The following is a 26,191-nucleotide window of genomic DNA, read 5'->3' on the forward strand; positions in this document are numbered from 1 at the left end:
GCGAGAGTTTCATGAGCAGGAGAATTTGATGTCGTCGCCTATAGCCTTGGCCCATCCCGATCGCCTGTTCATCGGTGGTGACTGGATTGTCCCCAATTCGTCATCGAAGCTGCGGCTGTTCAACCCATCGACCGAAGAAATGCTGTTCGAGGTTGCTGAAGCGGGGCCGGATGAGGTCGAACTTGCCGTCGCCGCAGCGCGCAAGGCCTTCGATCATGGCCCGTGGTCCCGCATGGCGCCGGTAGAGCGTGCTGCGATGATGCGCAAACTGGGCGCGGTGCTTGAGCGGCGTTGTGCGGAGCTTGATGCGGCGTGGATCGGGCAGGTCGGCGTACCGGTGTCGATGGCGCGCGGATCGGGCATTGGCGCTTCGATGCTGCTCTCATACTACGCAGATCTTGCCGAAAAGACTGTGTTTGAAGATGTTCGCCCGTCGCAAGGGTTCGTCTCCAAATATGCCGTCGTGGTGAAGGAGCCTGTGGGCGTCGTCGCTGCCATCAATCCCTGGAACGGGCCGTTGATGGGCATGTTCATGAAGGTTGCCCCGGCACTGGCGGCGGGCTGCACGATCGTGATGAAGCCGTCGCCTGAAACGCCGCTTGAAACATTCCTGATTGCGGAGGCGGCTGAAGAGGTCGGCTTTCCGGCTGGCGTTTTGAACCTGTTGCCGGCCGATCGCGAGATGTCAGACCGGCTGATCAGTCATCCCGGAATCGACAAGGTTGCCTTTACCGGTTCGACTGCCGTGGGCCTGCATGTCGCCTCTGTATGCGCCTCGCGTATGGCGCGCTACACCATGGAACTGGGAGGAAAGTCGGCCGCGATCATTCTCGACGATTTCGATCCGGCGCAGACCGGGCCGATGCTTGCGCCGCTAGTGACCCAGTTATGCGGACAGGCCTGCATCAATTACAGCCGCATCCTCGTGCCGCGTTTACGCTATGCCGACCATGTCGAAAGCCTGGCTGCTGCGATGAAATCGGTCGCCGTGGGCGATCCCAATTCTGAAGACACCCAGATGGGGCCGCTGGCGATGAAGCGACAGTTGGAACGCGTTCAGGGTTACATCGCCAAAGGTGTGGCCGAAGGCGCGCAACTGGCGGCCGGTGGAGGGCGCCCCGCCAGCCTGAATCAGGGCTATTTTATCGAACCGACGGTGTTCGCCAATGTGTCGAACGACATGGTAATTGCGCGCGAAGAGATTTTCGGGCCGGTAACCGGTGTCATTCCCTATGACAGCGAAGAAGAAGCGATCGCCATCGCCAATGACAGCGAGTTCGGTCTGTCAGGCGGCGTCTATACAAACGATACCGACCGGGCTTATGCCGTCGCGCGTCGCATTCGCACTGGCCACTTCACGCAAAATGGACGCGAGTTCGATCTGACCAATCCATTTGGCGGGTTCAAGAAATCGGGGGTCGGTCGTGAAGGCGGGCCAGAGGGTATGCAGCCCTATGTCGAGATCAAGACCGTGTTCCTACCGGAAAAACCAAGCGGGCTTTAATCAGCCCGCATTTTCCGGAAAGCCGCGCTGGCCTTCGGGAAGGTCGACCCAAGGCATTTTCGTCGATGTCCACACGCTGACGACAGGTGCGAAGGGTGCCGGATCGTCTAGCGTACCCACCTTGACGATGGTCATGCCATTGCCCTCAGCAAGGTCTGAAAAGATGGGTGAGCCACATTTGCCGCAGAATCTGCGATGGACAGGGTTGCCCGAACGTGTGTCGCGATCTTCATAGGTGGTGAGTTCGCCGGTCGTTGTGACGCCGGCAACCGGAACCATCAGATTGACCGAAAAGGCGCTGCCCGATTGTCGTTGGCAATTTTTGCAATGGCATTGCGCAACCACGACGGGTTTGCCTTCGATTTTGTAGCGTATGGCTCCGCAGTTGCATCCACCCTCGATCATTTGGATTTCCTTTTCTTGGTCCCGTAACGGGCTTCGAAGCCATCGAACATCAGCTCCAGCGTTTCGACAAACAGCGCTTCGTCCTCTGGTGCCTTAGCGAGCGCTTCGGCAAGTTTAGGGAAGCGGTTCGCGTCAAACACCGGCATGGCCGGGATATGATGAGCCTCGGCCGCTGCTGCAAACAGCGATGCGCCATAGGTGATTTTCTCTAGCGCCTCGAGGATCGCCATATGGTGCTCTGAAGGGTAGGGGCAAATCGCGAGTGTTGCTTCATAAGCCCCCAACATCACATTGCGCGGGAAATAGCGCAGCATCAGTGGGGCGGCATTGGGATGGCGCAAAATGGTCCGCCTTGTAGCCACGGCGAGCGCAATAGCGCGTTCCTTCCACCCGCTGACATCGCCGCCCTCTGCGCCGACTTCGTGCAGCAACGCCCGGGCAACGAGCTGAAGCAGTTCGTCCTTGTCCTTGAAATGATAATAAAGCGACGGTGCGGTCACACCCATGGCACGGGCGACGCCCTGGACGCTCAGTGAGTCAATGCCCTCTTGCTCGACCAGCACAATCGCCGCATCAACTGCAGCTTCTTTTGTGATCAGCGGCTTAAGCGGCCTGCCACGTTTCGCCTTGGGTTTTACCGAAGCCCCCATGAACTCAACTTCCTATCAAATGCCAAGCCCTGCCTTGGCGATAATATTGCGCTGGATCTCGTTTGAACCAGCATAGATCGAACCCGCCCTGTCGTTGAAATATTTAAGCGGCGCAATAGCAGCCGAACGAGGGCCGACGAATTGATTCAAATCATGCGGAATAACATTTGGCCCGCCCGGAAAGCCCGCCTGCGGCTGGAAGGCGTGGCCATATGGTCCGGCAGCCTCAAGGGCGAGTTCGGTGATGTGCTGGCTAAGCTCTGTACCCAATATTTTCATGACTGAACCTGAAAGACCTGGGCGGCCACCGCGAGCCGCATCGCTCATTGCCTTGAATTCATAAGTTTCAAGCACGTCGACCCGCGCTTGCGCCGCCGCCACCTTCGCCGCGAAGGCCGATTCATTGAGCCGCGGCCGTGAGCCTTCGCTCGCCAATTCGCGGACACGTGCAAGGCGGACCTGCAATTCCGGCGCATAGGCGCTGCCGCCGCGTTCGAATTCGAGCAGATATTTGGCAACCGTCCAGCCATCGTCGATCGCGCCGACGACGTTGGTCACGGGGACGCGGACATTGTCGAAGAAAATCAGGTTCTGGATATGCTCACCTGAGGTCATCACGATCGGCGTGACGGTAATCCCGGGCGTATCCATCGGAATCAGCAGGAAGGTGATGCCCTGTTGCGGCCGGGCGAGTTGGCTGGTGCGGACAAGGCAGAATATCCAGTTCGCGACATTGGCATGCGTCGTCCAGATCTTGGTGCCGTTGCAGACGAAGTCGTCGCTGTCCCGCCGGGCACTCATCGACAATAGGGCAAGGTCACTGCCTGCATGCGGTTCCGAATAGCCCTGGCACCAGAAATGCTCACCAGTCAGCATACGGGGAAGGAAATAGTCCTTCTGCGCGTCTGAACCATGGCCGAGCAAAGCCGGACCACACATGGCTATTCCCATGGGAGACGTTGGCGGTGCCCCTGCCAGCACCCGCTCGCGCGCAAAGATGTAGCGCTGGGTGACGCTCCACTCGGCTCCACCATAGCGTTTGGGCCACGAAGGCGCTGCCCAGCCTTTGGTGTGCAACCGGTGTTGCCATTCCATCGACAGGTCATGGTCACCATAGACGCTGGTCATCCAGCGCCCGGCCTCACGCAGCTCGGGCGTCAGTTCGGCGTCGAAAAAAGTCCTGACTTCGTCGGTGAATGCCCTGTCGGCGTCTGACCAGTTCATATCCATAGCGGCATTCCAGCACTTTTAAGCTTGCGATGTCAATAATCTTATACCATTTGATTATTGCGAATTGGATGTGCGCGAAAGGCACGCCGCATGTGCTTTATCAGGAGACTGCAATGGATTTCAACGCTGACTACAGCCTAACAATCAATGGCCAGGCGGTTCGCACTGACGACGAAATGGATGTCATCAATCCCGCCACAGGGAAGCCGTTTGCGCGTTCGCCAAAGGCCGGGCAAGCGGAGGTTGACGCAGCCGTCGATGCAGCAAAGTCAGCGCTTGCAGGCTGGAAAGCGTTGGGGTGGGAGGGACGTCGCGAAAAACTGATCGCCGCCGCGCGCGCCATCGAACCGCATGCAGAAGCCTTCGCACGATTGTTCACCATGGAGCAGGGGCGGCCCTATGATATGGCCAAGGGCGAAATCGATCTGGGCGCCTATTGGATCAAGGCCGTGGCGCGGCAGGATCTGGCCGATGAGATCGTCGAGGATAGCGATACACGCACAGTCGTGGTCCGCCACGAACCGCTGGGTGTCGTTGCCGCGATTGTCCCCTGGAATTTCCCGTTCCTGCTCGGGATCTGGAAAATCGCCCCGGCGTTGATCGCCGGCAACACCATGGTCTTGAAACCGTCGCCCTTTACGCCGCTGTGTACATTGAAACTGGCCGAACTCTGGCGCGACATCTTACCGCCCGGTGTGTTCAACGTGATTTCGGGTGACAACGACCTCGGACCGATGATGACCGCACACCCTGGCTTTGCCAAAATCAGCTTTACCGGATCGACCGCAACCGGAAAACGCGTGATGGAATCGGCTTCACGCGACCTGAAGCGGATCACACTCGAATTGGGTGGTAACGATGCCGCAATCATCATGCCCGATGTCGATGTGAAGGCCGTCGCGCAAAAGCTGTTCTTCGGTGCATTCTACAACAGCGCACAAATCTGCATCGCGACCAAGCGTATGTACATCCATGAAGCCATTTATGACGAGCTGCGCGACGAACTTTACAAACTTGCACAATCCAGCGTTGTGGGGGACGGGCTGGAGCAGGGGACAATGTTCGGCCCGATCCAGAACCAGCCCCAGTATGATCGCGTGATGAAGTTGATCGACGGCGCCCGCAGCCAGAATCTGGTTCTGCTTGAAGGGAGCGCGGTTCCCGACAATGGTGGTTATTTCATACCCATCACCCTCGTCGATAATCCGCCGGAGGGCGCCCCGGTTGTTACCGAAGAGGCTTTCGGACCAGTTCTCCCGCTGCTCAAATTCTCCGACATTGACGATGTCGTCGCTCGTGCCAACGCCAGCGAATATGGTCTGGCAGGTGCGGTCTGGTCGGATGATATTGGTCAGGCGGTGGAGATTGCCAATCGTCTGGAAACGGGTACGGTATGGATCAACGACAATCTGCAAAACGGGCCGCATATTCCCTTCGCGGGAGCAAAGCAGTCCGGCTTTGGTGTCGAAAATGGTAAGGAAGGCCTGCGCGAATATACCTGGCCGCGCACGGTTTTCATACCGAAACAAAAGGTTGGTTGAGGTTGCTGTCATGAATTTTGAGTTGAGCGAAGACCAGCAGATGCTGCAGAATATGCTGCGCCAGTTTCTGGCACAGCGTTATGGTTTTGCCGAACGTACAGCCGCATCGCGATCTGATCTGGGATTTCGACCGGAAATCTGGTCTGCACTGGCAGGCGAACTGGGCTTGCTCGGGGCGACTATTTCTGAGGATCGCGGCGGGCTGGGCGGCGGTGCTGTCGAACAGATGATCATCATGGAAGAACTGGGTCGCGCACTGGTGCTGGAGCCGGTGGCGGAAACGCTGTTCCATGGTGCATGGCTGCTCGAAAAGGCCGGCGGGGCTGCAGCCGGCCTGTTGGCCGATGTAGCAGCGGGCAAGGTGCGGCTGGCGCTCGCGATAGGCGAACCGCAGATGCGCTATGATTATGCGGATGTTGCCGCGACGGCCGAACGCAGCGCGTCAGGTTGGCGATTGAACGGGCAAAAGTCGGTAGTCATCGCTGCGCCTTGGGCTGATCAATTGATCGTCGCAGCGCGCACATCTGGCCGCGCAGGGGACGTGGCGGGGATTTCCCTGATGCTCGTTCCGGTCGATGCAACAGGTGTGTCGATGCACCCTTATCCGACGATTGACGGACGGCGGGCGGCGGACATCATTCTTTCCGACGTCGAAGTTTCGCAAGACGCGCTGATCGGCAGTGAGGGGCAGGGACTCGAACTGCTCGAAGAACTGCGCGACCGTGCGGTAGCGGCGCAAGCGGCAGAGGCGTCCGGCCTGCTCGACAAACTGTTGCAGGATACCGTTGCCTATACGCAGCAGCGCCAGCAATTCGGCCAGCCAATCGCTTCTTTCCAGGTGCTGCAACACCGCATGGTCGACATGTACATGCATGTCGAACTGACACGGGCAGCAGCGTTGCTCGCGACGCTCAAGCTCGATGCACCGGCGGACGAGCGCGCCCGTGCCGCCTCTTCCGCAAAGGCGACGGTTGCCGAGGCTTGCCGCTTTGTAGGGCAGAATGCCGTGCAACTGCATGGCGGCATGGGGATGACGGACGAATTGCCCATCGGCCATTATTTCAAGCGTGCAACCCAGATCGAAGGCGAGTTTGGCACTGCCGACTGGCACCTCGCAAGGCGCGCGCGGCTCGGCTGAGGCCTCAGGCCTGCGCGACCTTCCAATCTTACTTCGCCTGCCAGACGGGCTGGCGCTTTTGTGCGAAAGCCAGCGGCCCTTCTTTTGCGTCTTGTGACTGCATAACGACACGGCCTTCACGATTGTTCGCTTCCCAATAGGCTGCATCATTTGCGATGGCACCTTCTGCAATCCCCATGGCGATGCGCTTGCTGGCCTGCACCGAAAGCGGGGCATTCACGGCTATGCGATTGGCAAGGTCGATTGCGGTTTCCATCAGCTTATCCAGAGGAACCACGCGGTTGGCAAAGCCCAGTTCAAACGCGCGCTGGGCGGAAAAGGGTTCGCCGGTCAGCAGCATTTCCATGGCCACCTTGATAGGTAGCTGCTGCGCTATCCGGAACGCACCCCCGGCAGCCGCATAGATGCCGCGCTTCACTTCAGGCAGGCCGAACTGGGCATGATCGGCGGCGACCACCAGGTCGCAGGAAAGTGCCAGTTCGGTCCCGCCACCAAGCGCGAAACCATTGACGGCAGCGATCATCGGTTTGCTGATCGGATGCTGCACGACGCCAGCAAAACCCCATGCGCGCTGTGCCTTGTCTTCGGGCGTCAGTCGTTCGCCCCGCGAAAGCGCCTTGAGGTCGGCACCTGCGCAAAAGGCCTGATCACCTGCGCCGGTCAGGATGACCACCCGGACTTCAGGATCATTTTCCGCCTGCTCAAGCGCTTCGCCAAGCCCCACATGGACGGCGGCATTCACGGCATTGCGCGCTTCGGGCCGGTTGATGGTCGCGATGAGGACATGGCCTTTGCGTTCAACCAAGACCGCTGGGGATGTTGTTTCACTCATGGGAACGTCCTTTCAATTCACGAATGGCGGTTTCAATGTCAACGCTTAGGGGCTCAATCACGCCGTTTTGGGCCAGCGTATCGATTTCGGTGCTCCCGATACCAAGCCACTCCTCCATCACCTCCGCGCTATGTTCGCCAGCTAACGGGGCAGGTCGCGTGGGGGGAGGTGCCAGACGTTCCGATTTAGCAATCACGGCTTCGCTGAAAAATGCATCGGGCAAGTGGGGATGGGTTTCCATCCGGAAAGTTCCGCGCTCGCGATAGGCTGCAAATTCGGGCAAGTCGGCAATACGGTTCATGCGGCCGGCCGGAATTCCGGCTTGCTGGAGCGTTTCCATCGCTTGGGTCGCGGTGCGCTTTTGGAGCCAGACGATCAACTCTGCCTCGATGGCTTTGCGATGCGCCAACCTATCCGATCGCGCCATACCGGTATCCAGTTTCGGCAGCAGTTGGCACAGTTTCGACCAATCGGCTTCATCGCGGACGGTGATCGCGCACCATTCGTCCTCACCTGCTGTTGGGAAAACGCCCCAGGGCACATCCTGCGGTTCAAGCGGGTCTACCAGTCCGGATTGTGCAGCCGCGATTTGCCAGCCCTGATGTGCGAGCACGATTTCGGCTTGGGACGAGCAAATACGTCCGCCCGTGCCGGAACGCTTGCGGTCGAGCAGGAGCGCCAGCACACCCAATATCGAGATGCGCCCGCCGACATGATCGGGATAGATGGTCACCGAATCGCTATACGATTCCGGATCGTCCCGATAGCGCCATTGTGTTGTCAGCCCAGTGGCAGCGCGGACGAGGGGGCCATAGCCCATGCGTTTGGCCCAGGGCCCGGTCGGCCCAAAGGCGGAGCTTTCGACGAGGATGATGTCGGGTTTGATGCCCTGTAAATGGTCGTAACCCAATCCAAGCGATTCCATCGTCCCCGGCTTGAAATTGGTAAGGATGACATCGGCTTTTGCGACCAGTCTTTCGAAGATGGCCTTGCCTTCATCGCTGCGCAGGTTGAGCCCAAGGCTGCGCTTGTTGCGGTGGCCGGCGGCGAAGCTGGTCGAAATGCCCAATGCGCCGTCGGATTGCCTTGTACCATCCGGAAAAGCACGGGATTCGATCTTGACGACATCGGCACCAAGATCGGCCAGCAGGCGCCCCTGTTCGCCTCCGACCACAATGACGCCCAGATCAAGCACTTTCAGACCGGACAAAGGCAGTCCGGGGACAGGCGGTGGTGACATGGAAACAGGTTCGGCAGCGACCTGAATACCCGCAGCCATGCGCTGACCATCAAGCTCCAGCACGCCATTGGGCAGGCTGATTTCGGTTCCGTCTCGCAGCTTTGCAGGTGCAAAGGTCTGACGGTCCTTGAAATGCTTGGCCGCAACCGCCTCGCTGCCGTCGAGCAGCGCGGATAGCGGAACGCCATAAGTCTTGGCTCCTGCCTCCAGCTCGTCACCGGTCTTGTCCGCAAAGAAGGCCGAGATGGCCGGGATCAAAGTCGGCGACTTGAAACGGGCATTCATCTTCTCGAATTCAGGTGAGGCAAATTCTTCGGGCCTACCCATCCATTCGAACATTCCGCGCCACTGGCGTGCCGCGAGAAGGCATATTCGCACATGGCCGTCAGCGCAGCGGATGATGGGGTAGAGAAAACCGCGCGGCGGACGGTCGGTCGACAACAGATGTGCGGGCTTCCCCATTGTTGCACTGCCACTGATGCCATAGCCCGGATCGAGCGCCTGCATTGCCCCGTCGAGCATGGAGTAATCAATCAGATCGCCGGTGCCGGTTTGCGCACGCTGGACCAAGCCGGTCAAAACTACATAGGCCAGTTGCACCGCAGAGCACTGCACCGCCAGCTCGCCCGGCGGCAAAAGGGGCGCCTGACCTGCTATACCGGACCGCGATAGCTCCCCCGTCAGCGCGTGGAGGACGGCGTCGGTAGCTTGCCATTTCGAACAACTGTTCCCTTGTCCAAAGTCGCTGCACGCCACCACCAGTTTTTGTGGGTATCGGCGGGAAAGGTCCGCTGCGATGAAGCCTGGCTGGCCCGATAATGCGTGGTGAGCGTCCATGATCAACGCATCGGCAGACTCAATCAGGCGGCCAAGTTTTTCGCGATCACGAGGCTGGGCATAATCGATTACTTGCAGCGTTTTTCCATTGTTCGCCGCCGCATCCTTCAATTGCTCGCGGGCCGACCTGCCCGTTTTCGGCGTCTCGATGCGCACGACGTCGGCGCCAAGTTCGGCAAGATAGCGGGTGGCAGGAGCCAGCGGGCCTGCGACGGCATCGACAATGACTATGCCTGCCAAAGGCCGTCTGGGATTTGCCATGGATCCACCTCTCCAAAAGCGGTTCAAATTTAATCTAATGATATTCGATAACAGCTTTGAACCACATATCAAGGGGCCGCTTGGGAAATGCAATGGTAACGATGCGAGGTCAAATGGAAGGACGGACTATTCGCGTCAGCTGGCAGTTGCGACGTTTTGATTCAAATCAAGGCAAGTCATAAATCTATCAACAATAGATTTATTGTCCCAGCTTTGTAAGGAGAGTCGAAATGTCAGTTCAGGAAGTCGAACCCCGCCGCTACGGCATCCCGCTCAGCGCGCTCAACGCCAGCCAGATCGATGCCATCCGGCGCATACCGCGGCATGAAGATTCGAAGCCGCCCGCTATCGAAGCGCGTCGCCCGGTGGATATATTCCTGTCCGAAGATTATTGGGCGAAAGAGCGCGATGCGATTTTCCGAGCCAAGCCTGTGGCTATTGCACCTTCGGCGGTCTTGCCGGAACCGGGCTCGGTTATGGCGCATGATGGTTATGGCATACCTTTACTGATTACGCGCGACCGGCATGGTGAAGCCCGCCTTTTCCTTAATGCCTGCACCCATAAGGGCGCGATGCTGGTTGAGGGATGCGAGGCGCATAAGTGGAGCACCGTGACCTGCCCTTACCACGCCTGGACCTTTGGTTTGGATGGTCGGCTTATCGGCGTTCCTCGCGAGGAGACCTATGCGCGCTTTGAAAAGAAGAGCCGTCCCTTGACGCAACTTCCGTGCAAGGAGAGCGGCGGGATCATCTGGGGGATATTGGACCCGGGAGCGCGTGCCGATTTTTCGATCCTGTCAGACCAGATTGCCTCTGATTTCGAACATCTTGGCATCCCTCACGCGCATGCTTATGGCTACCGCCGCTTCGAACTCGATGCCAACTGGAAATTGGTGATGGAGCCTTTCCTGGAAGGCTATCATGTCCAGCGCCTGCACATCAATTCGATCGGCCCGATGGGGATGGACATGTTCGCCGATATCATTCCCGTCGCCGACCAGTTCGGTCCGCATTTGCGGCAGACATCAGGGCGCGGGAATTACAAACCCGAAGTGCTCGATGATCCCAAAATCAACATCAAAAGCTACATCACCCACGCCTACAACCTGTTTCCGAACACGGTGGTGGTAACCAGCCCATACTACACTAGCGTGATGATGATGATGCCGGTCAGTGCGGGCAAGACATTGGTCGACTATCATATGTTGACCGAATCTGCGCCTGATAACCCCAAGGCGGAGGAACTCTATTCGCGTTCCTTCACCATCATTCAGGATGTGTTCGGCAATGAGGATTTCAAGGCATCGGAAACCTGCCATCGCGGGCTTTCAACCGGTGCGATTCCGGACGTGATTTATTGCGGCATGGAAGAGGCCATTCCACGCTTTTATGAAGGGATCGAGGCCTTTGTCGAACCGATGCCCATAGCTGCCGAATAGGTGCTATCGGCCGATAACCTCAAACTCGTCGACAAGGAAAATCGGCGAGTTTGCAAGGTCAATGAAGCGGGCTTCATCCTCTAACAGGATGCGGCCTGCTTCTTGGCCCTCCGCCGTCATGCCGGCCGATGCAAAGCTCTCCATGTCGGTCCACCAAAGTTCGGCCACGCCATCAAAATCCTTTCCGGCTGATCCGCGCGCTTGCGCTAGCGGGGCCGAAGCGCTTTCCGGAAAGCTGTGGCTCTGGACGTAGCGTGCGATCTTCAGCACATCGGCATGCTCGCGAACCAACGGTGCATGGGTGTCGCGCCAATAGGATTGGAATTCCTCACGGCTGAGGTGCGGAAGGCGTTTCAGGCAAAATGTCAGTTTGATCATACAGTTTCCTCCAAGCATTTGCGATAGCCCGATGTGGCGATGAGCAGCAGGATGAACACCGTCGGCAGCAGGACCATGCCTAGCAGGCCAAAGGTCGATCGCATCGCATCCTGACCACTGTAAAGATTTTCCGATATCCAGGCCGAAAGCGGCGGTCCGACAGTCAACCCGATTAGATTGCCCGTCAGCACATATAGCGATGTGATACGAGCCCGCATCAACGGCGGTGCTGCCGATTGCAGGATGATGACTGCCAATGTGCCCGACGCGGCGATACCGAAAATGGCGACAGCAATTGATCCGAGCGCAACCGCCTGACTGCCCGCCCACGGTATCAAGGCCATGCTCAGTTGCGCTGCGCCCAAACCGGCCGCCATGAAGAGCATATTCAGATAGGCCTTGTGTTTGCGTTGGGCCCAGGCGCTGGCTGCCGGCCAGAAAATGGCTGCCAAAATGCCAGCCAATAGTCCGGCGGTGCCATACAGACTGCCCGCAGCTGCCAGCGGCATGTTGTAGCTGCGCGACAGCATAGCGCTGCTCCAGCTGATCAGACTGAAGGTGCCGATGGCGGAAATTCCGAGTGCCATGAAGAAGGGCAAATAATATCGCAGGTGCGCGGAAAGGTGGTTTGCAACTGCCCTGATCGAAGAGTCCTCAGTTTCAGCTTGATGCGCGACCGTTCGGGCCGGCTCGGCAACGCTAAGCAGGAGCAACGGTGCAAGGATGAGCCCCGGAATGCCGACCATTATCATGGTAAGCCGCCAGGCTTCCATTTCCAGATCGGGCGCCAATACATTCGCAAATTGATAGGCCAGACCGCCGATGATGAACGCACCGGAACCCATTAATGACGCCGTGCCCATGAAAACAGCGATGGGTAATGTTCGCCTATGCGGTTCGAACAGGTCGCCGATGAGTGAAATAGTTGCTGGAACCAGAACTGCTTCCCCGATTGCTACACCTACTCGGCTTGCAAGCAAGGTCGGGTAATCGGGAGCAATCCCTGAGCTTGCGGTGCACAGGCTCCATAACGCTACGCCAAACGCAACGATCCTGACGCGCTGCCCCTGATCCAGCCAATGCGCCAGTGGAACCCCTGCAATCGCATAGACCAGACCAAAACCTAGCCCGATCAAAAGGCCGACATCGGTTGTCGTTATGGCAAATTCGGCGATGATCGGGTCGGCCAGAAGCGCAATTATGTAGCGGTCGAGATAGGACATGACTGCCATCGCGCAAAGCAGCGCAACGGTGTACCAGGCGCGGGTTGTGCTGGTCATGCGGTTGGCAATTCGACGCGGCGCAAGCCATCAAGATCGCCAATCGCCGCGCAGGCCCTTTCGGCGCTTTGGGTGCATAATTCTTCCGGTTGGAGTTCCGGCGGGCACAGGACGAAGTTGAATTGGTAGACGCTATGCCGGGCGTAATCGTGCCATGCCCTGTCCATGGCTGGCGCGTCGACACCCAGAGCCGAAAGACGACCCAGATAATGCTGCAGTTGCTGCACTTCGAGCAGTCGGCGTTGTTCGACAGACTGGTTGATGATCATCGCATAGCTGACATCCCACGCCCAATGCCCGTGCATCACCGTCGCCCAGTCCAGAAGGCCGGGCTTGCCATCGGGGTCAAAGAACATGTTGCCGATATGCGGATCGCCATGCACCACGCAGATCGGATCGGCCATGTCGGCGGCCATCAAGGCAAGATTGGCTTTCAAAAGCCGCTCTTGGTCCATCAGCGAATTGGGAACTTGCCGGAAACGGGGCATCGGCGACACATAGTCCCAAAAATCGCTGAAGCGTTTGAGCACTCCATTTGAATGGATGACGCCGCCAGGTGTCAGCCAATCAATGTCCCGCAACGCAGGCTCGCGCCAGTAAGTGGCATGCAGCACTGCCAGCATGTCGAGCTGGTCGAGCATTTCTGTCGGCGAGAGTGATCCGGTCTGTTTGCGGAATTCAACCGGTCGCTGGTTCAGATCCTCATAGATCACCACGCCGCTCGACCAATCGGGCGCGAAAGCTGTTGCGTAAGGGCGTGGCACATTGATTTCGAGGTTGGGCACCAGATCGCGAAAGAAAGCGGCCTCAATCGCACTGTGCACCGCTTGCTCGGGTATTTGCGTTTCCAGTCCGCATTTCAGCCACAGTGTTGTAGGCAGGCTATGGCGGTCTCCGTCGTCATTATAACGGAGATGAAACTCGATCTTGGTCGCTGTTCCGTGGATAGCCGTCCCGCGTTCTAGGTTGATCACTTCGGTGCCGGGAAATTTCTCCGCCAAGCATTGGCCAAACCAGCCAGCGGATATTTCATCGATTGATTTAGGGAAGGGGAATGTCATGGCAGGCCAAGCTCCTTGCGCATTTGCGGGGTGGGCCCCTTGAGTTCGGCAGGTTCGAAAAAGCCTTGCCCCAGACGCCCGCCGCACTGGAATTCGGTGATGCCATCGACGCCAAACCAGCCTTCGCCGCCGGTAAGACCGGTTGCTTTGACGTCCCCTGACAAGCGATAGCCTCTGCCATCGTCAGTCCAGCAATCGATCTCAACCGACAGCGGCGTTGCGCCATCGTTGGCGATCATGCTGCTGAAGTTTGCACGGCTGATCCTGTGCACCCGGCCATTGTCGAGCACCCAACCGAATTGCTCTGCACCAAAGCTGGTCACGAAAGAAAAGATCGAAAAGGCAAGGTCGTCGCCGAATACTGCAAAGAGCCAACGGCTGGAGGGGTTGGTGCCGAAATCGCGCGCGCCCCAGCTGTGATCGTGCCATGCCGCTGCGCGGATCGGGGTCGACAATTTGTCAGAGGTGAAGCTACCTTTGGCATATCCCATCACCTCGTAGTGGCGATCGGCCAACCTGGTATCACCTACATTGAAATCGAGAATGACCGGATCGCAAATCGCTTCAAAACCGAGCCTCAATTGCGCATCTTCAAAGTTCGCCTGCAATGTTAGCTGTCGGGCGCTTTCGCCTGCCACAAAATGCAGCCCGCCGAGCTGAATGTTGGTCAGATCGTTTTCGGGCAATGGGAGCGCATGCGCAGCCTCGCGAGCAACACGTTCGCCGTTGACGACAATCCAGCTCCAGACATGGGCCGTTCCGGTGGCTGGTGAAAGGCTGATATGGTGCGAGCCCGCACTTAAAGTTTCAAGGTCGGCCCAACCCAGGAAAAAGCTTTCCTGCCAGTTTGCAGGTGCGTTTGCTGGAGGCCGGTGTCGGTGCCGGTCAGCCTCGCGGAAATTCTCTGCCATCTCTCTCTCCAACATTCATCTAACAGCTATAGATTAATTGTTGACGGGTCAAAGGCGTTTATCTACTATCTTTCGATAAGCAGGAATGGGAGCCTGCAAAAAAGGAGAGAGGGATCATGCCTAAATTGAACGCGTCCTATTCGCATGTGCTGCGTACGGGTGGAGCACTATCCGTCTTTGCAGCGATGCTGGCGGCGATGCCGGCCTATGCGCAAAGTGAAGATGAAGTCGCTGCCGAAAGCACTGACATTGTCGTGACCGCGCAGCGCCGCGAGGAAAAAGCCAAGGACGTTCCGATCACGCTCACTACAATCACTGCAGAGTCGCTTGGCAATGGCGATGTACAGCAGCTGAGCGACATTGCGAAGCTGACCCCCGGCATGCGTTTTGACAATTATGGCGGTTTCGTGCAGCCAACCATTCGCGGTGTGGGCACAGCCGTGTCGGCGTCGGGTGCCGGGTCGAATGTCGGCATCTATGTTGATGGCTTTTATGCGCCAAACCCGCTCAGCAACGACTTCCAACTGTTGAACGTGTCGAGCGTGACAGTGCTGAAGGGGCCGCAGGGAACGCTCTTTGGTCGTAACTCGACGGGCGGTGCCATTCAGGTCACAACGACCGATCCTAGCACGGATTCGAGCGGTGTTGCTGAAGTGTCTTATGGCCGCTTCAACGCACAAAAATACCAGATCTACATGACCCATGGTCTGTCGGACAAAGTGGCGATCGACTTTGCCGGCCTATATCGCAAGGGCGATGGTTTTGTCCGCAATATTGTGACGGGCAGTAAAAAAGATGCGGCCTATGATGCCTTTTCGCTGCGCGCTGGTGTGAAGTTCAGCCTTTCGGATTCAGCTTCGCTGCTTTTCCGCTACAGCCATGCGGATACCGAAGACCCAACCTACACAGCCTTCAATAGCCTCCTGCTCAACGGCGTGGTTCAAAGCACGGGTGCTGCGCTCAGCCCGCTAATCCCGGGAGGCGTGGTTGCCGCGACCAACAGGCGCGAAGTTTCACAGACCAGCGGCGCGAATTTCACTTCCAAGGTTGATACGTTCCAGCTTACCGGGGACTTTGATCTGGGTTTTGGAACGCTCAGGTCCTACACACAGTTCCGCAAGGAATCGTCGCTTTCCTTCCTCGATCTCGACGGTTCTTCACTGCCGATTTTCGATGTTGAGTTCTTCATCACCGACAAGGTTTTCACGCAGGAGTTGATCCTGACGTCGAATGGAGACGGTCCATTGGCCTGGACCGTGGGCGGCTTCTTCTTCTCCGACAAGAACCGGTTCAAATATCTCGACGGTTCGGTCAGCGGCGGTCCTTTGACGCTGGTTTCCCGGTCACAGACCGACACCAAATCCTATGCAGGATTTGCTGATCTTACCTACAATATAGGGGACCAGTTCTTCATTACTGGTGGCGTGCGCTACAGCCATGATGAAGTGAATAATGGCGGCTTCTTCCTCGGCCCATTGGCAGGCGGGGGCGGCTTTGTGCCGATACCGAATATCTCCGACAACAATCTGACTCCACGCGTCGTGCTTCGCTATAAGCCTTCAGAGGCATCCAGCGTATATGCGTCGTTCACGGGAGGGCATAAGGCTGCAATCCTGAACCCCAACGGATTTACGACGGTTCCTGTCGAGTCAGAAAAGATCAAGGCTTATGAAGTCGGCTTCAAGCATGCCGCGCGTGGGCTGACTTTCGATATTTCGGCCTATTATTACGATTATACCAACCTGCAGGTGGCGAGCTATAACGGCACGCAATCGTTGATTACCAATGCGGCTGACTCGCGGGTCAAGGGTATTGAAGCGCAGCTTGCCTATCAGGTTTCGGATGCGTTCCAGTTCAACATGGGCGCGGCCTATACCGATGCGAAATATGATAGCTTCCTGACCTCGCCACGGTTTGATCAATGCCTTGCACCAGCTTGCGGTGCAGCATTCGGCCTGTTCCTGACTTCGACGACCGACGCCAGCGGTTTCCGCATGGCACGTTCACCGAAGTTCACCGGTAATGTCGGCGCACGTTACGAGGCCGATCTCGGCGGTGGCAAGTTCGCCCTTTCGGGTAACCTCGCTTACACCTCGAAGGCTTATTTCGACTCGTCTCAGCAATATTCGAGCCCCGGCTACGAACTGTTGAGCCTGCGCGCAGAGTGGACCGATCCGAGCGAGCGTTACACGCTGGCGGTCTATGGCGACAACATCACTGACTCCAAATATTACACGCAGATCCTGCCTGGGCAGTTCGCCGTTCAGACTGTCTGGGGTCAGCCCGTGAGCTGGGGAATCTCGGCACGCGCCAAGTTCTAACCTCTCTCCGAGAGGAAAGCTGGGGCTCCGTCGGAAGACGGGGCCCTTTTTTTAGCGCATGATGATGTCAGCCGCGCGCCAGGCCATTGCCATCGTGGGGCCATTGGTATTGCCTGACGGGATGGCGGGCATAATCGATGTGTCCATCACACGCAGCCCTTCTACTCCGCGCACTTTCAGTTCAGGGTCGACAACCGAGTCCGCATCCTTGCCCATCCTGCATGAACCGACGGCGTGATAGCCGCAAGTTCCGAACTCGTCGAAGGCAGCTAGAATCTGCTCGTCGGTTTGGTAGGCTGGGCCAGGGCTGGTCTCCTCCTCGATCAAGCTGGCTAAAGGTTCAGTTGCCAGATAGCCGCGGACCGCGCGGACCAGCGCAACCATTTTCTTGCGATCGTTTTCGGTCGCATGATGGTTTGCGTTGATGGCGGCAGGTGCGATTGGATCGGTGCTCTCGATATGTACGCTGCCTTTGGAATCCGGCCGTAGCGTGTACAAGGTGACGTGCATTCCAGGCTGGGTTTCCACCTTGGTGCGGTCTTCCATCACAAAGCTGAACGGTGCCACCAGAATTTGCGCATCCGGCCGGTTCAATTGCGGGTCGGTCTTGAGCCAGCCTACGATTTCATAGGATGCGGCAGACATCAGGCCGTCGACGCCCAGATAATATTTCATCCCGTTCCAGATTGCCCGCCAGCCATTATATTGTTTGTTGTGCGAGATATCTTTTTTCAGGCGCGACTGTAGGATCATCGCGCGATGTTCCAGCAGGTTTTCACCGACTTGGGGATTGGCATGGAGCAGCGGAATGCCAAGCTGGGAAAGCCGGTCCGGGTCGCCTATGCCTGAACGTTCGAGGATTGCCGGGCTTGCGAGCGCGCCGCCCGCGAGAATGATTTCGCGGCCTTTGTGGATTTCGCGCTTTCCCGCGCGGACGATATCAACGCCGATGGCGCGTTTGCCTTCAAAGACCACTTTGTCGACAACGGCTTCGGTCAGCACCGTCAAATTCGGTCGGCGCATGGCGGGGCGAAGAAAGGCGACTGCGGCGCTCTGCCTTTTGCGGTTGTGCACAGTCCGCGGCGCGTAACCGATGGCGACTGCATCGTCGGGTTCATTCATGTCAGCTTTCGAAGCCCAACCCAGCGCATGGCCGGCTGCGATTTGGGCCTCGCTGAGTTCATCGCGGAAGGTGGGCAGGGTGATCTTGATCGGGCCATTGTCGCCGCGCGTTTCTGCAGCGCCCAGTTCATGGCTTTCGAGCGCCTTATAGGCTGCACCTATATGCTCCCAGCCCCAGTCGTCGCTGCTCAATTCTGCTATGCCATCATAATCGGCTGGCATGCCGCGCACATACATCATGCCGTTGACCGAGGTGGAACCGCCCAAAACCTTTCCGCGCGCCCAATATTCGCTCTTGTTGGCAGTGGATGCTTCGGGTTTGCTTTCGTGCGCCCAGATATGTTTCGGATCGGCCATCACCTTGGCGATGCCTTTGGGCATGTGGATCAGCGGATGGCTGTCTTTGGGGCCAGCCTCCAGCAACAGGACTTGATTGTTCGGGTTTTCGGAAAGGCGATACGCCAACACGCAACCAGCGGCGCCAGAGCCCACGATGATAAAGTCATATTCAGCCATGATTGTCCCTCTCCGACTGGCTTATTGCTTAAATCTAATTGACATAGATTAAATCAGGAAGCAACAGCACAAAGAGTGGAATTGGGAGAACCCGGAATGATTGTTCGCTTCACGGAGCCAGACGGGAGCCTGAAAGAGGTTGAAGCAAACCCTGGCGACAGCTTGATGGAGCTGGCCAAGGCCAAGGGCGTCGATGGCATTGTTGCCGAGTGCGGCGGATCGATGGTTTGCGGAACCTGCCATGTCCATGTCGCGGAACAATGGTTCGACCGCCTCGATCCCGCATCGTCCATGGAGCAGGATATATTGGAGTTTGTTCTCTACCCCGATCCGTGCGCGCGATTGTCCTGCCAGATCAAATTGTCAGAGCAACTGGACGGCCTCGAAATCATCATTCCGCCAGCTCAGCGATAAAATCTATTGTCAGTAGATAAAAGTTCGAATATCGTCGAGCGATAACGTTGAGAGAGGATTCGGCGATGAACGCTCCCTTGGATAAAACACCCATTGGTAAGCCAATTGTGCAAACCTACGATATGCTCAGCAAAGGCCAGCGAGAGGCCATGAAGCGTATCGCCAGCCATGAAGACGCCGTTGTTCCGCAAATCGAAGTGACGCGCCCGGTTTCGATCTTCCTGTCGCAGGAACGGTTTGATGCCGAGCAGGAAAACATATTCAAAAAGCGGGCTATTCCACTGACGATATCTGCCTTGCTGCCAGAGCCGGGAATGGCGATGGGGCATGAAAGCACCGGTCTACCGCTTATTGTTTCGCGCGATCGCGACGGTCAGGTACATGTGTTCCTGAATGCCTGCCAGCATAAGGGAGCGAAGCTGCTTGAAACCTGCGAGCCGGTGAAATCGGGGCGCATGACCTGTCCCTATCATGCGTGGACATTCGGCGTTGATGGCAAGCTCATCGGAGTTGCCCGTGCCGAAACCTTCATCAATCTGGACAAGTCGAAGCGCAACCTCGCCGAATTGCCGAGCAAGGAGCAGGGCGGCATCATTTGGGTGATGCTTGATCGCCATGCAGAGCCTGATTTTTCATCGCTGGTTCCCGAACTGGGCGAAGACCTTGATGCGCTCGAGCTTGGTACTGCGCATGTTTATGGGCGCAAAAGCTTTGATGTGAATGCGAACTGGAAGCTGGTGCTCGAGCCGTTTCTTGAAGGCTACCATGTTCAGCGCCTGCACGCTTCGACCGTCGGGCCGCTTTATGCAGACGTACCTAATGTCGTCGACAAATTGGGGCCGACCATCCGCCAGATTTCGGGCAAGGTGAACTTCACGCCCGAGGATCTCGAAATTCCAGGCGAGAATATCCATAAGACGGTGACCACGGTCTATAACCTGTTCCCGAACGGCGTGGTGATTACCAGCCCCTGGTATATCAGCATCATGATCCTGCATCCGCGCGGACCGGATCGGACAATAGTCGATTACCACAACCTCACGCGCGTCGCGCCGGACAATCCGAAGGCCGAAAATCTCTATAAGACATCGTACGATATGGTTCTGGACGTGTTCGGAAACGAAGATTTCCGCGCTGCTGAAATATCCCATGCAGGTCTGGCGACCGGCGCATTGGAAACAGTGGTCTATTCGGGGTTGGAAGCAAGCATCCCCGCTTATTACGGAATACTCGAGAGCTATCTGCCGAAATAAGAAGGCAGCTCGGGGAGGGGAATGAAGTGCTGACGATTAACAGTGCCCTGTACTGGTGGGCAAAGAACCGTCCTGATGTGACCGCCCTTTCGCTTGGCGGGGATGAAGTTACCTATCGCGATTGGGCAGGTTGGGTCGATCGCGTTGCTGCGCATCTCGAAGGTCTTGGCGTCAAAGCGGGTGATCGCATCAACGGCTGCGCGGCAAACAGCCTTGAATATTGCACATTGACACTGGCCGCGATGCGCGTCGGTGCCATCATGGCGCCGCTCAATACTCGTTTCACCGCGCATGAGTTGCTTGAAATTGTTGAGGATCATGCGCCGGTTCTGATCTTTGCTGAATCCGATCAGGCTTCGAAATTTGCCAATTCTGGGGTCGCGGTCAGGGACATTGCGGAAATTTCGACCTTCCGGACTGGTGACCGGGCGACGCCGAAGCATGATCCGCAACCGGACGCCTGCGTGTTGATTATCTCGACCAGTGGTTCGACGGCGAAGCCCAAGGGCGTGATGTTCTCACACCGCACGATGCTCGGTTATATTCAGGGCAATGCGATGGAGGATGGCACGCTGCGCGATGGCGGAGGTGTTATCGTGGTCGCGCCTTTGGCGACTTCGGCGGGCATGGTGCAGCTGGTGCACTATACTGTTTTCGGCTGCACAATGTATCTCGAACCCGTGTTTGATGCGCAGCGCTTCCTCGACATATTGGTCGAGAAAAAGATCAAAAGCTTTGGCGGCGCGCCGGCCTTTTTTGAACGAATCGCGGCACTTCCCGGCTTCAAGGATGCCGATCTTTCCGCACTGAACGCCGTGACCGTCGGTGGGGCACGGGTAACGCGCGCGCTGTTTGATGCATGGGCGGCGAAGGGCAAGATTATCCGGCAGGTCTATGGTCAAACCGAAGCTGGCGGTAACTCAACCGTGATGCCCGCACATCTTGCGGCCGAGCACCCCGATAAATGCGGCTGGGGCGGCATTTTCACGCACCACAGGATTGTCGATGCAGACGGGAATGACTTGCCGCCGAATACCGAAGGTCAGATTCTGATCCGTGGCCCGGGCATGATGATGGGTTATTGGAACAACGCACAGGCAACCGCAGAAACCATTCGCGACGGTTGGCTGTGGTCCGGCGATCTTGGGATGATGGACGAACAGGGTCTGCTGACCTTTGTCGACCGGATCAAGGATATCGTCATTTCCGGCGGGCTCAACATTTCCGCTGCCGAGGTTGAGCGCGCGGTGATGGAGTTTGGCGGGATTGAGGAATGCGCTGTGATCGCGGCGCCCGATGAGAAATTCCAGGAAACACCGATGGCGATCGTTTATGCATCCGGTGGCCTCGATGTTTCGGCGCTGATCGAACATTGCAACCAATGTCTTGCGAACTTCAAGGTGCCTCGTTTTGTCGTTGTGCGCGACGAGCCCCTGCCGCGCGTTGCAACCCAGAAGATATCGAAACCGGCGCTTCGCGAGGAGTATCGCGACGCCCACCTGACTTTACCTCGCGTGCGTTAAGGAGGCCGATATGGCGACGCTTGCTCCGAACATTCCGCCCCATGTCAAACCCGAACAGGTGTTTGCGTTTGATATCTATGGCGATTCCCGAGTCACCGATGACGTGCAAGGCAGCTATTCCGACGCGTTGAAAGATGCGCCCGATATTTTCTGGTCCCCGCTGAATGGCGGCCACTGGATGGTGCAGCGCTATGACCTGATTTCAGAGATTGTGAAGAATCCAGCGGTCTTCTCCGCGCGCGAAATGCAGATCCCGCGCGTTGAAAATCCGCCCTTCATGATCCCGCTCAGCCTCGATCCACCGCAAAATGTGCCCTATCGCCATGTGCTAATGCCCAAATTCTCGCCGCGTGCCGTGTCCGAGATGGAAGGCAAGATGCGGGCGATGGCGGCCGAAATCATTGATGATGTCGTGGCAAAGGGCGAATGCGATTTTATCGCGGATATATCGGCGCGCTTCCCCGTATCCGTCTTTATGGAAGTAATGGGTTTGCCTCTCGAAAAACTGCGCGAGTTCCGCCATATCGCCGATACCTATTTCAACGCGCGAACCAACGAAGATATCCAGCGGATTTCGCAGCAGATATTCGGGATTTTCAACGAATTGATCGAATATCGACGGTCTAATCCGGCCGATGACCTGATCACCCACTTCCTCACCGTCGATTTTGAAGGGCGCAAGCTGAGCCAGGACGAAATCCTTGCCATGTGCTTCGTTCTGTTCCTCGGCGGCATGGACACCGTGACCAATGTGACCGGCTTCACGTTCCAGCATCTGGCGCAAGACGCCGACCTGCAAGCGCGCCTTGTTGCCGATCCATCACGTTGCACTGACCTGGCTGAGGAAGGCCTGCGGATGTTCGGCGTGATCGGCACTCCCCGCTTGGTGATGGAAGATTATGAAGCGCACGGCGTTTCGTTCAAGGCAGGCGAAATGGTGCTCAGCGCGCTGTGGCAGAGTGGCCGCGATCCGGCCAAGCTGGACGATCCCGACCGGTTTGACATCGACCGCAAGGAAAAGCCGCACCTGAATTTCTCAACAGGGCCGCATCTGTGCCTCGGCCATGCGCTGGCCCGTGCCGAAATGCGAATACTGGCTGAAGAATGGCTGAAGCGGGTCCCCTCATTCCGGCCAAAAGCAGGTGCCCGTCATGGCTTCCGGATTGGTACCGTGATCGCACTTGAATCGCTTCCGATCGAATGGGACGCTGCATGACCTATATTAATGCAACAGGGCAAATCGGCGCCGAAGGGCGTTACTGGGATGCTCTGGCAAAAGGACGAATTGAACTGCCGCGCTGCAAGGGTTGCGGCAAATGGCATTGGCCGGCCGTTTGGCGTTGCGGCGAATGCGGATCGTGGGATCACGAATGGGTTGAGCAGCCGATGGCCGGCACGATCTTCACCTGGACGCGCACCCATCACCGCTTTGGCGGTACGGAGGGAATAGCCCTTCCTTATGTCACTGCGCTGGTGGAACTCGCTTCGGTGCCCGTCAGACTTCAAGGCCTACTTGAAGGTGTTGAGCAGGACCTGAAAATCGGGGCACAAGTTGTTGGTCGGGTAGGCAGCACGCCATTTGGCGATGCGCAAATACCCTCTCTTCGCTGGAAAATTGCATGACGTTCAACATTTCAGGAAAAACCGCCGTCGCTGGTGTTGGCTATCGCCAGTATAAGCGAGGCACAGCGCCTACGCCCGAGCGGGGCGTGCTGGTGCGTGCCATCGTCGATGCGTGTGAAGATGCAGGCCTTGACCCCGCAGATGTCGACGGATTTGTCTCTTATGGTGATGACAAGAATGAACCGGTGCGGTTGATGCCCGATCTGGGCACAAAGGAACTGCGCTGGAGCTCACAGGTTTGGGGTGGCGGCGGCGGCGGCATCGCTGCGACCTTTGCCCATGCCTCGGCTGCCATCACGACGGGGCAGGCCAAGGCAATTGTCATTTTTCGTGCGCTTGCCGAGGGGAATAGCGGACGTTTGGCTGAGGCGGTTATGGCGCACCACCTCAACGACCATATGGTCGGCGTCGGCTTGACTGCACCGGCACAGGTATGTGCCATGCGCGCGCAACGCTTATTTGAATATCACGGCGTTCCCAAGAGCGTTTGCGAAGAGCTGGTCCGCGCATCCTATTATCATGGCAGCCGCAATCCTGATGCCATTGCTTATGGCAAGGAACTCGACCTCGATGCTTTCCGGACGTCGCGCTGGATTGCCGAACCTTTCCGCCTGTTCGATTGCTCGCGGGAGAATGATGGCGCCGGCGCGATCCTGCTTGTTTCAACCGAGATGGCGCGCGACCTTAGGAAGAAGCCGGTCAAATTATTGTCGGTGGCGCAAGGCACCCAGAAAGGCTGGGGCGACCTGATCGAAAATGACGATATGGAACTTTATGCAACTGCAGGGTTTCGTGCCATCCGCGATCGACTTTACAATCAGGCGGGCCTCACTCCTGCTGACATTGATGTCGTACAATTGTACGAGAATTTCAGTGCACAGGGTGTTGCGTCGCTGATCGATCATGGTTTCTGCACTTACGAAAATGTGGCTGAAGTGCTGCGCTTCGATAACCTGATTGCGCCAACCGGAAAGCTTCCCGTCAACACCTCAGGCGGCAATCTGGCGCATGGATTTGTACACGGATTTGTGACGGCGGTGGAATCGATACGCTGCTTGCGCGGGGAAAGCCCCAATCCTGTGCCGAATGCAAAGACGAGCCTTTTGTGCGGGGGGCCAAGCTCGCCCACCATCAGCTCGGCAATTTTCGGGATCGATTAAGCGGCGTTGGTCCGCGCCCGGACGCCGGCAAAGAACATCCGCAATGCTTCGATGAAGTTGCCTTCATCATCATAGCGACTGGCGCGGATCGACTGGGTCAGGTTGGGGTAATTTGCGGTGTCGAAGTCCGGCATGGCAGGCAGACCGCGCGCGCGCGCGGCAGCCTCGAACAAAGCTGATCCGAAGGTCAGTTTTTCAATGCCTTCCAATATCGCCATGTGCAGTTCGCGCGTTTGGGGATAGCCTTCAACGGCATGTTCATAAGCATCGAGCAACAAGTGGCGCGGGAAGAATTGCAAAATCAGGGGTGCAGCATTTGGATGCTTCAGCAAGGCGCGGCGCGTTTCGACGCAAAGCTCGATTGTGCGTTCTTCCCAGCTGCTGCCATTGTCTTCCGAATATCCCGTATCGAGCAGGATGAAACGGGCGACTTCCGACAGGATCTCTGCCTTGTCGGCGAAATGATAGTATAGCGAGGGCGCCTTGACGTTCATCCGCTTGGCAACCGCACCCAAGCTGAAACCATCCAGCCCCTCATCGTCGATTACTTGCAAAGCCGCGCGTGTCGCAGCTTCCCTTGATATCAATGGTTTGCTCGGTCGACCCACTTTACCCCCAAGTCTGCACGTTTCCGCCGCAGTTCTACATATCGCGTCCTCAAGTCAACTTTTGAATGACTGGGGCCAATGCAGTAATCGCGTCCTCGTGCATTTCGGGCGAGGGATAATAATCGTTCATCGCATGCTCTTCATTTTCCATGAAACTATGCAATGCACCGAAATCGACTATAACGGGCTCGCCTGTGAAGCGATTGACAAGAGGATGCGGTAAGCCACGCTTGCTGCGGCATTCGACATAATGGTCGCACAACGCCGCAACATCGCGGACGGCCGCCATGTCGACAAATTGCGGAAAGCTGCCATAAAATTCATCACGGGTGGTTGCGTTGTAATTGACCTGTTCGTCTTCTGGCTTGGTCGAGAAATAGAAAAGGATGATGGGCACCTTTATCTGCTCGATCAGTCGGCGATAGGAGGCACGCCAGCTTTGCAGGCTTTCCGCGATCAGTAACGGAACAATGTCGCGCTCCTCGGCCAACAGACGCAACCAGAAGGCCTCTGTAATTTCGGTTTCGCCAGTTCGCGTATCACGAACGAAATTGATGCCCACGGGTGTGCTGCGCGAATTGGCTTCGGTCCGTGCGGTCATGACCTGCAGGATTACGAACTTGCCGCGATTTGCGAGGTCGATCAGTGCGGGCTGGCTGGCGAAGAAGCCCGCCGTTCCACCTCCTGTCGCCAGATTGAGACAAGGCAGGTCCAACCGCTCTGCAATCAGGGCAGGGTAGGGGGCGGGCGCATAAACCCCCAGCGACTGCGCGGCGCCTATGACGGTACAATAGGCGCCGTTTTCCAGCACTTCGGGTTGCAGCGGTGGCCCCCTGAAGCCAACACTTGGCAGCGCATCAAAGCGGTAGAATTGGTAGTCGACCACTTCACGATCGCGCTTGCTGTAATCGGCGAAAAATTCGGCTGGATCGATGTCGGTCATG

The 26,191-nt window shown here is 57.3% G+C and carries 23 protein-coding genes; 11 read left to right on the forward strand and 12 right to left on the reverse strand.

The window, feature by feature from the left end; translation table 11 throughout:
* The first annotated feature begins 28 nt into the window (after positions 1-28).
* On the forward strand, positions 29-1,504 hold the full coding sequence (locus tag DXH95_RS02345; RefSeq protein WP_147291669.1) for an aldehyde dehydrogenase: 1,476 nt from the start codon (positions 29-31) through the stop codon (positions 1,502-1,504).
* Here DXH95_RS02345 and DXH95_RS02350 read toward each other — a convergent pair whose 3' ends face one another.
* Genes DXH95_RS02350 through DXH95_RS02360 form a run of 3 tightly spaced genes read right to left on the reverse strand, consistent with a single transcriptional unit; the run spans position 1,505 to position 3,789 of the window.
* Complete coding sequence (locus DXH95_RS02350; RefSeq protein WP_115547851.1) at positions 1,505-1,909, reverse strand: GFA family protein; 405 nt, start codon at positions 1,907-1,909, stop codon at positions 1,505-1,507.
* Positions 1,906-2,559, reverse strand: coding sequence for a TetR/AcrR family transcriptional regulator (locus DXH95_RS02355; RefSeq protein ID WP_115547852.1), 654 nt, complete (start codon positions 2,557-2,559; stop codon positions 1,906-1,908). The genes DXH95_RS02350 and DXH95_RS02355 overlap by 4 nt, the downstream gene beginning before the upstream one ends.
* A gap of 15 nt (positions 2,560-2,574) precedes the next feature.
* Entirely contained in the window at positions 2,575-3,789 is a 1,215-nt protein-coding gene (locus DXH95_RS02360; protein WP_115547853.1) for an acyl-CoA dehydrogenase family protein, read from the reverse strand.
* Positions 3,790-3,902: 113 nt separating this feature from the next.
* Here DXH95_RS02360 and DXH95_RS02365 point away from each other — a divergent pair, with 113 nt between their 5' ends.
* The gene (locus DXH95_RS02365; RefSeq protein ID WP_115549353.1) at positions 3,903-5,330 is read left to right on the forward strand and encodes an aldehyde dehydrogenase family protein; all 1,428 of its coding nucleotides are present in this window, start codon (positions 3,903-3,905) and stop codon (positions 5,328-5,330) included.
* Between the two features lie 10 nt (positions 5,331-5,340).
* Positions 5,341-6,468: an acyl-CoA dehydrogenase family protein gene (locus tag DXH95_RS02370; RefSeq protein ID WP_115549354.1), complete on the forward strand. Its 1,128-nt coding sequence runs from the start codon at positions 5,341-5,343 to the stop codon at positions 6,466-6,468.
* Between the two features lie 28 nt (positions 6,469-6,496).
* Here the strand turns inward: DXH95_RS02370 and DXH95_RS02375 are convergent, their stop codons facing one another.
* Positions 6,497-7,300, reverse strand: a complete 804-nt coding sequence (locus tag DXH95_RS02375) for a crotonase/enoyl-CoA hydratase family protein (protein ID WP_115547854.1) — start codon at positions 7,298-7,300, stop codon at positions 6,497-6,499.
* On the reverse strand, positions 7,293-9,638 hold the full coding sequence (locus DXH95_RS02380; protein ID WP_115547855.1) for a CaiB/BaiF CoA-transferase family protein: 2,346 nt from the start codon (positions 9,636-9,638) through the stop codon (positions 7,293-7,295). Before DXH95_RS02380 ends, DXH95_RS02375 begins: the two co-directional genes overlap by 8 nt.
* Positions 9,639-9,868: 230 nt before the next feature.
* On the opposite strand from DXH95_RS02380, the gene DXH95_RS02385 reads away from it, so the two are divergent.
* Positions 9,869-11,077, forward strand: coding sequence for an aromatic ring-hydroxylating oxygenase subunit alpha (locus tag DXH95_RS02385; protein ID WP_115547856.1), 1,209 nt, complete (start codon positions 9,869-9,871; stop codon positions 11,075-11,077).
* 3 nt (positions 11,078-11,080) lie between these two features.
* Here the strand turns inward: DXH95_RS02385 and DXH95_RS02390 are convergent, their stop codons facing one another.
* From DXH95_RS02390 to DXH95_RS02405, 4 genes are all read right to left on the reverse strand, one after another.
* The gene (locus DXH95_RS02390; RefSeq protein ID WP_115547857.1) at positions 11,081-11,455 is read right to left on the reverse strand and encodes an EthD domain-containing protein; all 375 of its coding nucleotides are present in this window, start codon (positions 11,453-11,455) and stop codon (positions 11,081-11,083) included.
* Positions 11,452-12,735, reverse strand: a complete 1,284-nt coding sequence (locus tag DXH95_RS02395; protein WP_115547858.1) for an MFS transporter — start codon at positions 12,733-12,735, stop codon at positions 11,452-11,454. Before DXH95_RS02395 ends, DXH95_RS02390 begins: the two co-directional genes overlap by 4 nt.
* The gene (locus DXH95_RS02400; RefSeq protein WP_420822282.1) at positions 12,732-13,559 is read right to left on the reverse strand and encodes a phosphotransferase family protein; all 828 of its coding nucleotides are present in this window, start codon (positions 13,557-13,559) and stop codon (positions 12,732-12,734) included. Before DXH95_RS02400 ends, DXH95_RS02395 begins: the two co-directional genes overlap by 4 nt.
* Before the next feature lie 233 nt (positions 13,560-13,792).
* Positions 13,793-14,707 carry a DUF7064 domain-containing protein gene (locus DXH95_RS02405; RefSeq protein WP_115547860.1) on the reverse strand — a complete coding sequence of 305 codons (915 nt, stop codon included), beginning with the start codon at positions 14,705-14,707 and terminating at the stop codon, positions 13,793-13,795.
* 116 nt (positions 14,708-14,823) lie between these two features.
* On the opposite strand from DXH95_RS02405, the gene DXH95_RS02410 reads away from it, so the two are divergent.
* Positions 14,824-17,028, forward strand: a complete 2,205-nt coding sequence (locus tag DXH95_RS02410; RefSeq protein WP_115547861.1) for a TonB-dependent receptor — start codon at positions 14,824-14,826, stop codon at positions 17,026-17,028.
* 51 nt (positions 17,029-17,079) lie between these two features.
* Here the strand turns inward: DXH95_RS02410 and DXH95_RS02415 are convergent, their stop codons facing one another.
* Positions 17,080-18,666, reverse strand: a complete 1,587-nt coding sequence (locus DXH95_RS02415) for a GMC family oxidoreductase (protein ID WP_115547862.1) — start codon at positions 18,664-18,666, stop codon at positions 17,080-17,082.
* A gap of 96 nt (positions 18,667-18,762) precedes the next feature.
* Between DXH95_RS02415 and DXH95_RS02420 the strand changes: the two genes are divergently transcribed.
* The 6 genes from DXH95_RS02420 (at position 18,763) to DXH95_RS02445 (ending at position 24,639) form a co-directional block, all read left to right on the forward strand.
* Positions 18,763-19,080 (forward strand): 2Fe-2S iron-sulfur cluster-binding protein, encoded by a 318-nt coding sequence (locus DXH95_RS02420; protein ID WP_115547863.1) that lies wholly within the window; start codon positions 18,763-18,765, stop codon positions 19,078-19,080.
* Between the two features lie 65 nt (positions 19,081-19,145).
* A complete protein-coding gene (locus DXH95_RS02425; RefSeq protein ID WP_115547864.1) occupies positions 19,146-20,333 on the forward strand; it encodes an aromatic ring-hydroxylating oxygenase subunit alpha in 1,188 nt (395 codons plus the stop codon).
* A gap of 26 nt (positions 20,334-20,359) precedes the next feature.
* Positions 20,360-21,856: a class I adenylate-forming enzyme family protein gene (locus DXH95_RS02430; protein WP_115547865.1), complete on the forward strand. Its 1,497-nt coding sequence runs from the start codon at positions 20,360-20,362 to the stop codon at positions 21,854-21,856.
* A 10-nt stretch (positions 21,857-21,866) separates the two neighbouring features.
* Positions 21,867-23,072: a cytochrome P450 gene (locus DXH95_RS02435; RefSeq protein WP_115547866.1), complete on the forward strand. Its 1,206-nt coding sequence runs from the start codon at positions 21,867-21,869 to the stop codon at positions 23,070-23,072.
* On the forward strand, positions 23,069-23,479 hold the full coding sequence (locus DXH95_RS02440; RefSeq protein ID WP_181883538.1) for a Zn-ribbon domain-containing OB-fold protein: 411 nt from the start codon (positions 23,069-23,071) through the stop codon (positions 23,477-23,479). Before DXH95_RS02435 ends, DXH95_RS02440 begins: the two co-directional genes overlap by 4 nt.
* Positions 23,476-24,639: a thiolase C-terminal domain-containing protein gene (locus DXH95_RS02445; protein ID WP_115547868.1), complete on the forward strand. Its 1,164-nt coding sequence runs from the start codon at positions 23,476-23,478 to the stop codon at positions 24,637-24,639. The genes DXH95_RS02440 and DXH95_RS02445 overlap by 4 nt, the downstream gene beginning before the upstream one ends.
* Here DXH95_RS02445 and DXH95_RS02450 read toward each other — a convergent pair.
* Both DXH95_RS02450 and DXH95_RS02455 read right to left on the reverse strand, forming a co-directional pair.
* Complete coding sequence (locus tag DXH95_RS02450) at positions 24,636-25,226, reverse strand: TetR/AcrR family transcriptional regulator (protein ID WP_147291670.1); 591 nt, start codon at positions 25,224-25,226, stop codon at positions 24,636-24,638. The genes DXH95_RS02445 and DXH95_RS02450 overlap by 4 nt on opposite strands.
* Positions 25,227-25,296: 70 nt before the next feature.
* Positions 25,297-26,190 carry a DUF6473 family protein gene (locus tag DXH95_RS02455; RefSeq protein WP_115547870.1) on the reverse strand — a complete coding sequence of 298 codons (894 nt, stop codon included), beginning with the start codon at positions 26,188-26,190 and terminating at the stop codon, positions 25,297-25,299.
* Between the last annotated feature and the right edge of the window lies 1 nt (position 26,191).

The organism is Sphingorhabdus pulchriflava (assembly GCF_003367235.1).
GTDB lineage: Bacteria > Pseudomonadota > Alphaproteobacteria > Sphingomonadales > Sphingomonadaceae > Sphingorhabdus_B > Sphingorhabdus_B pulchriflava.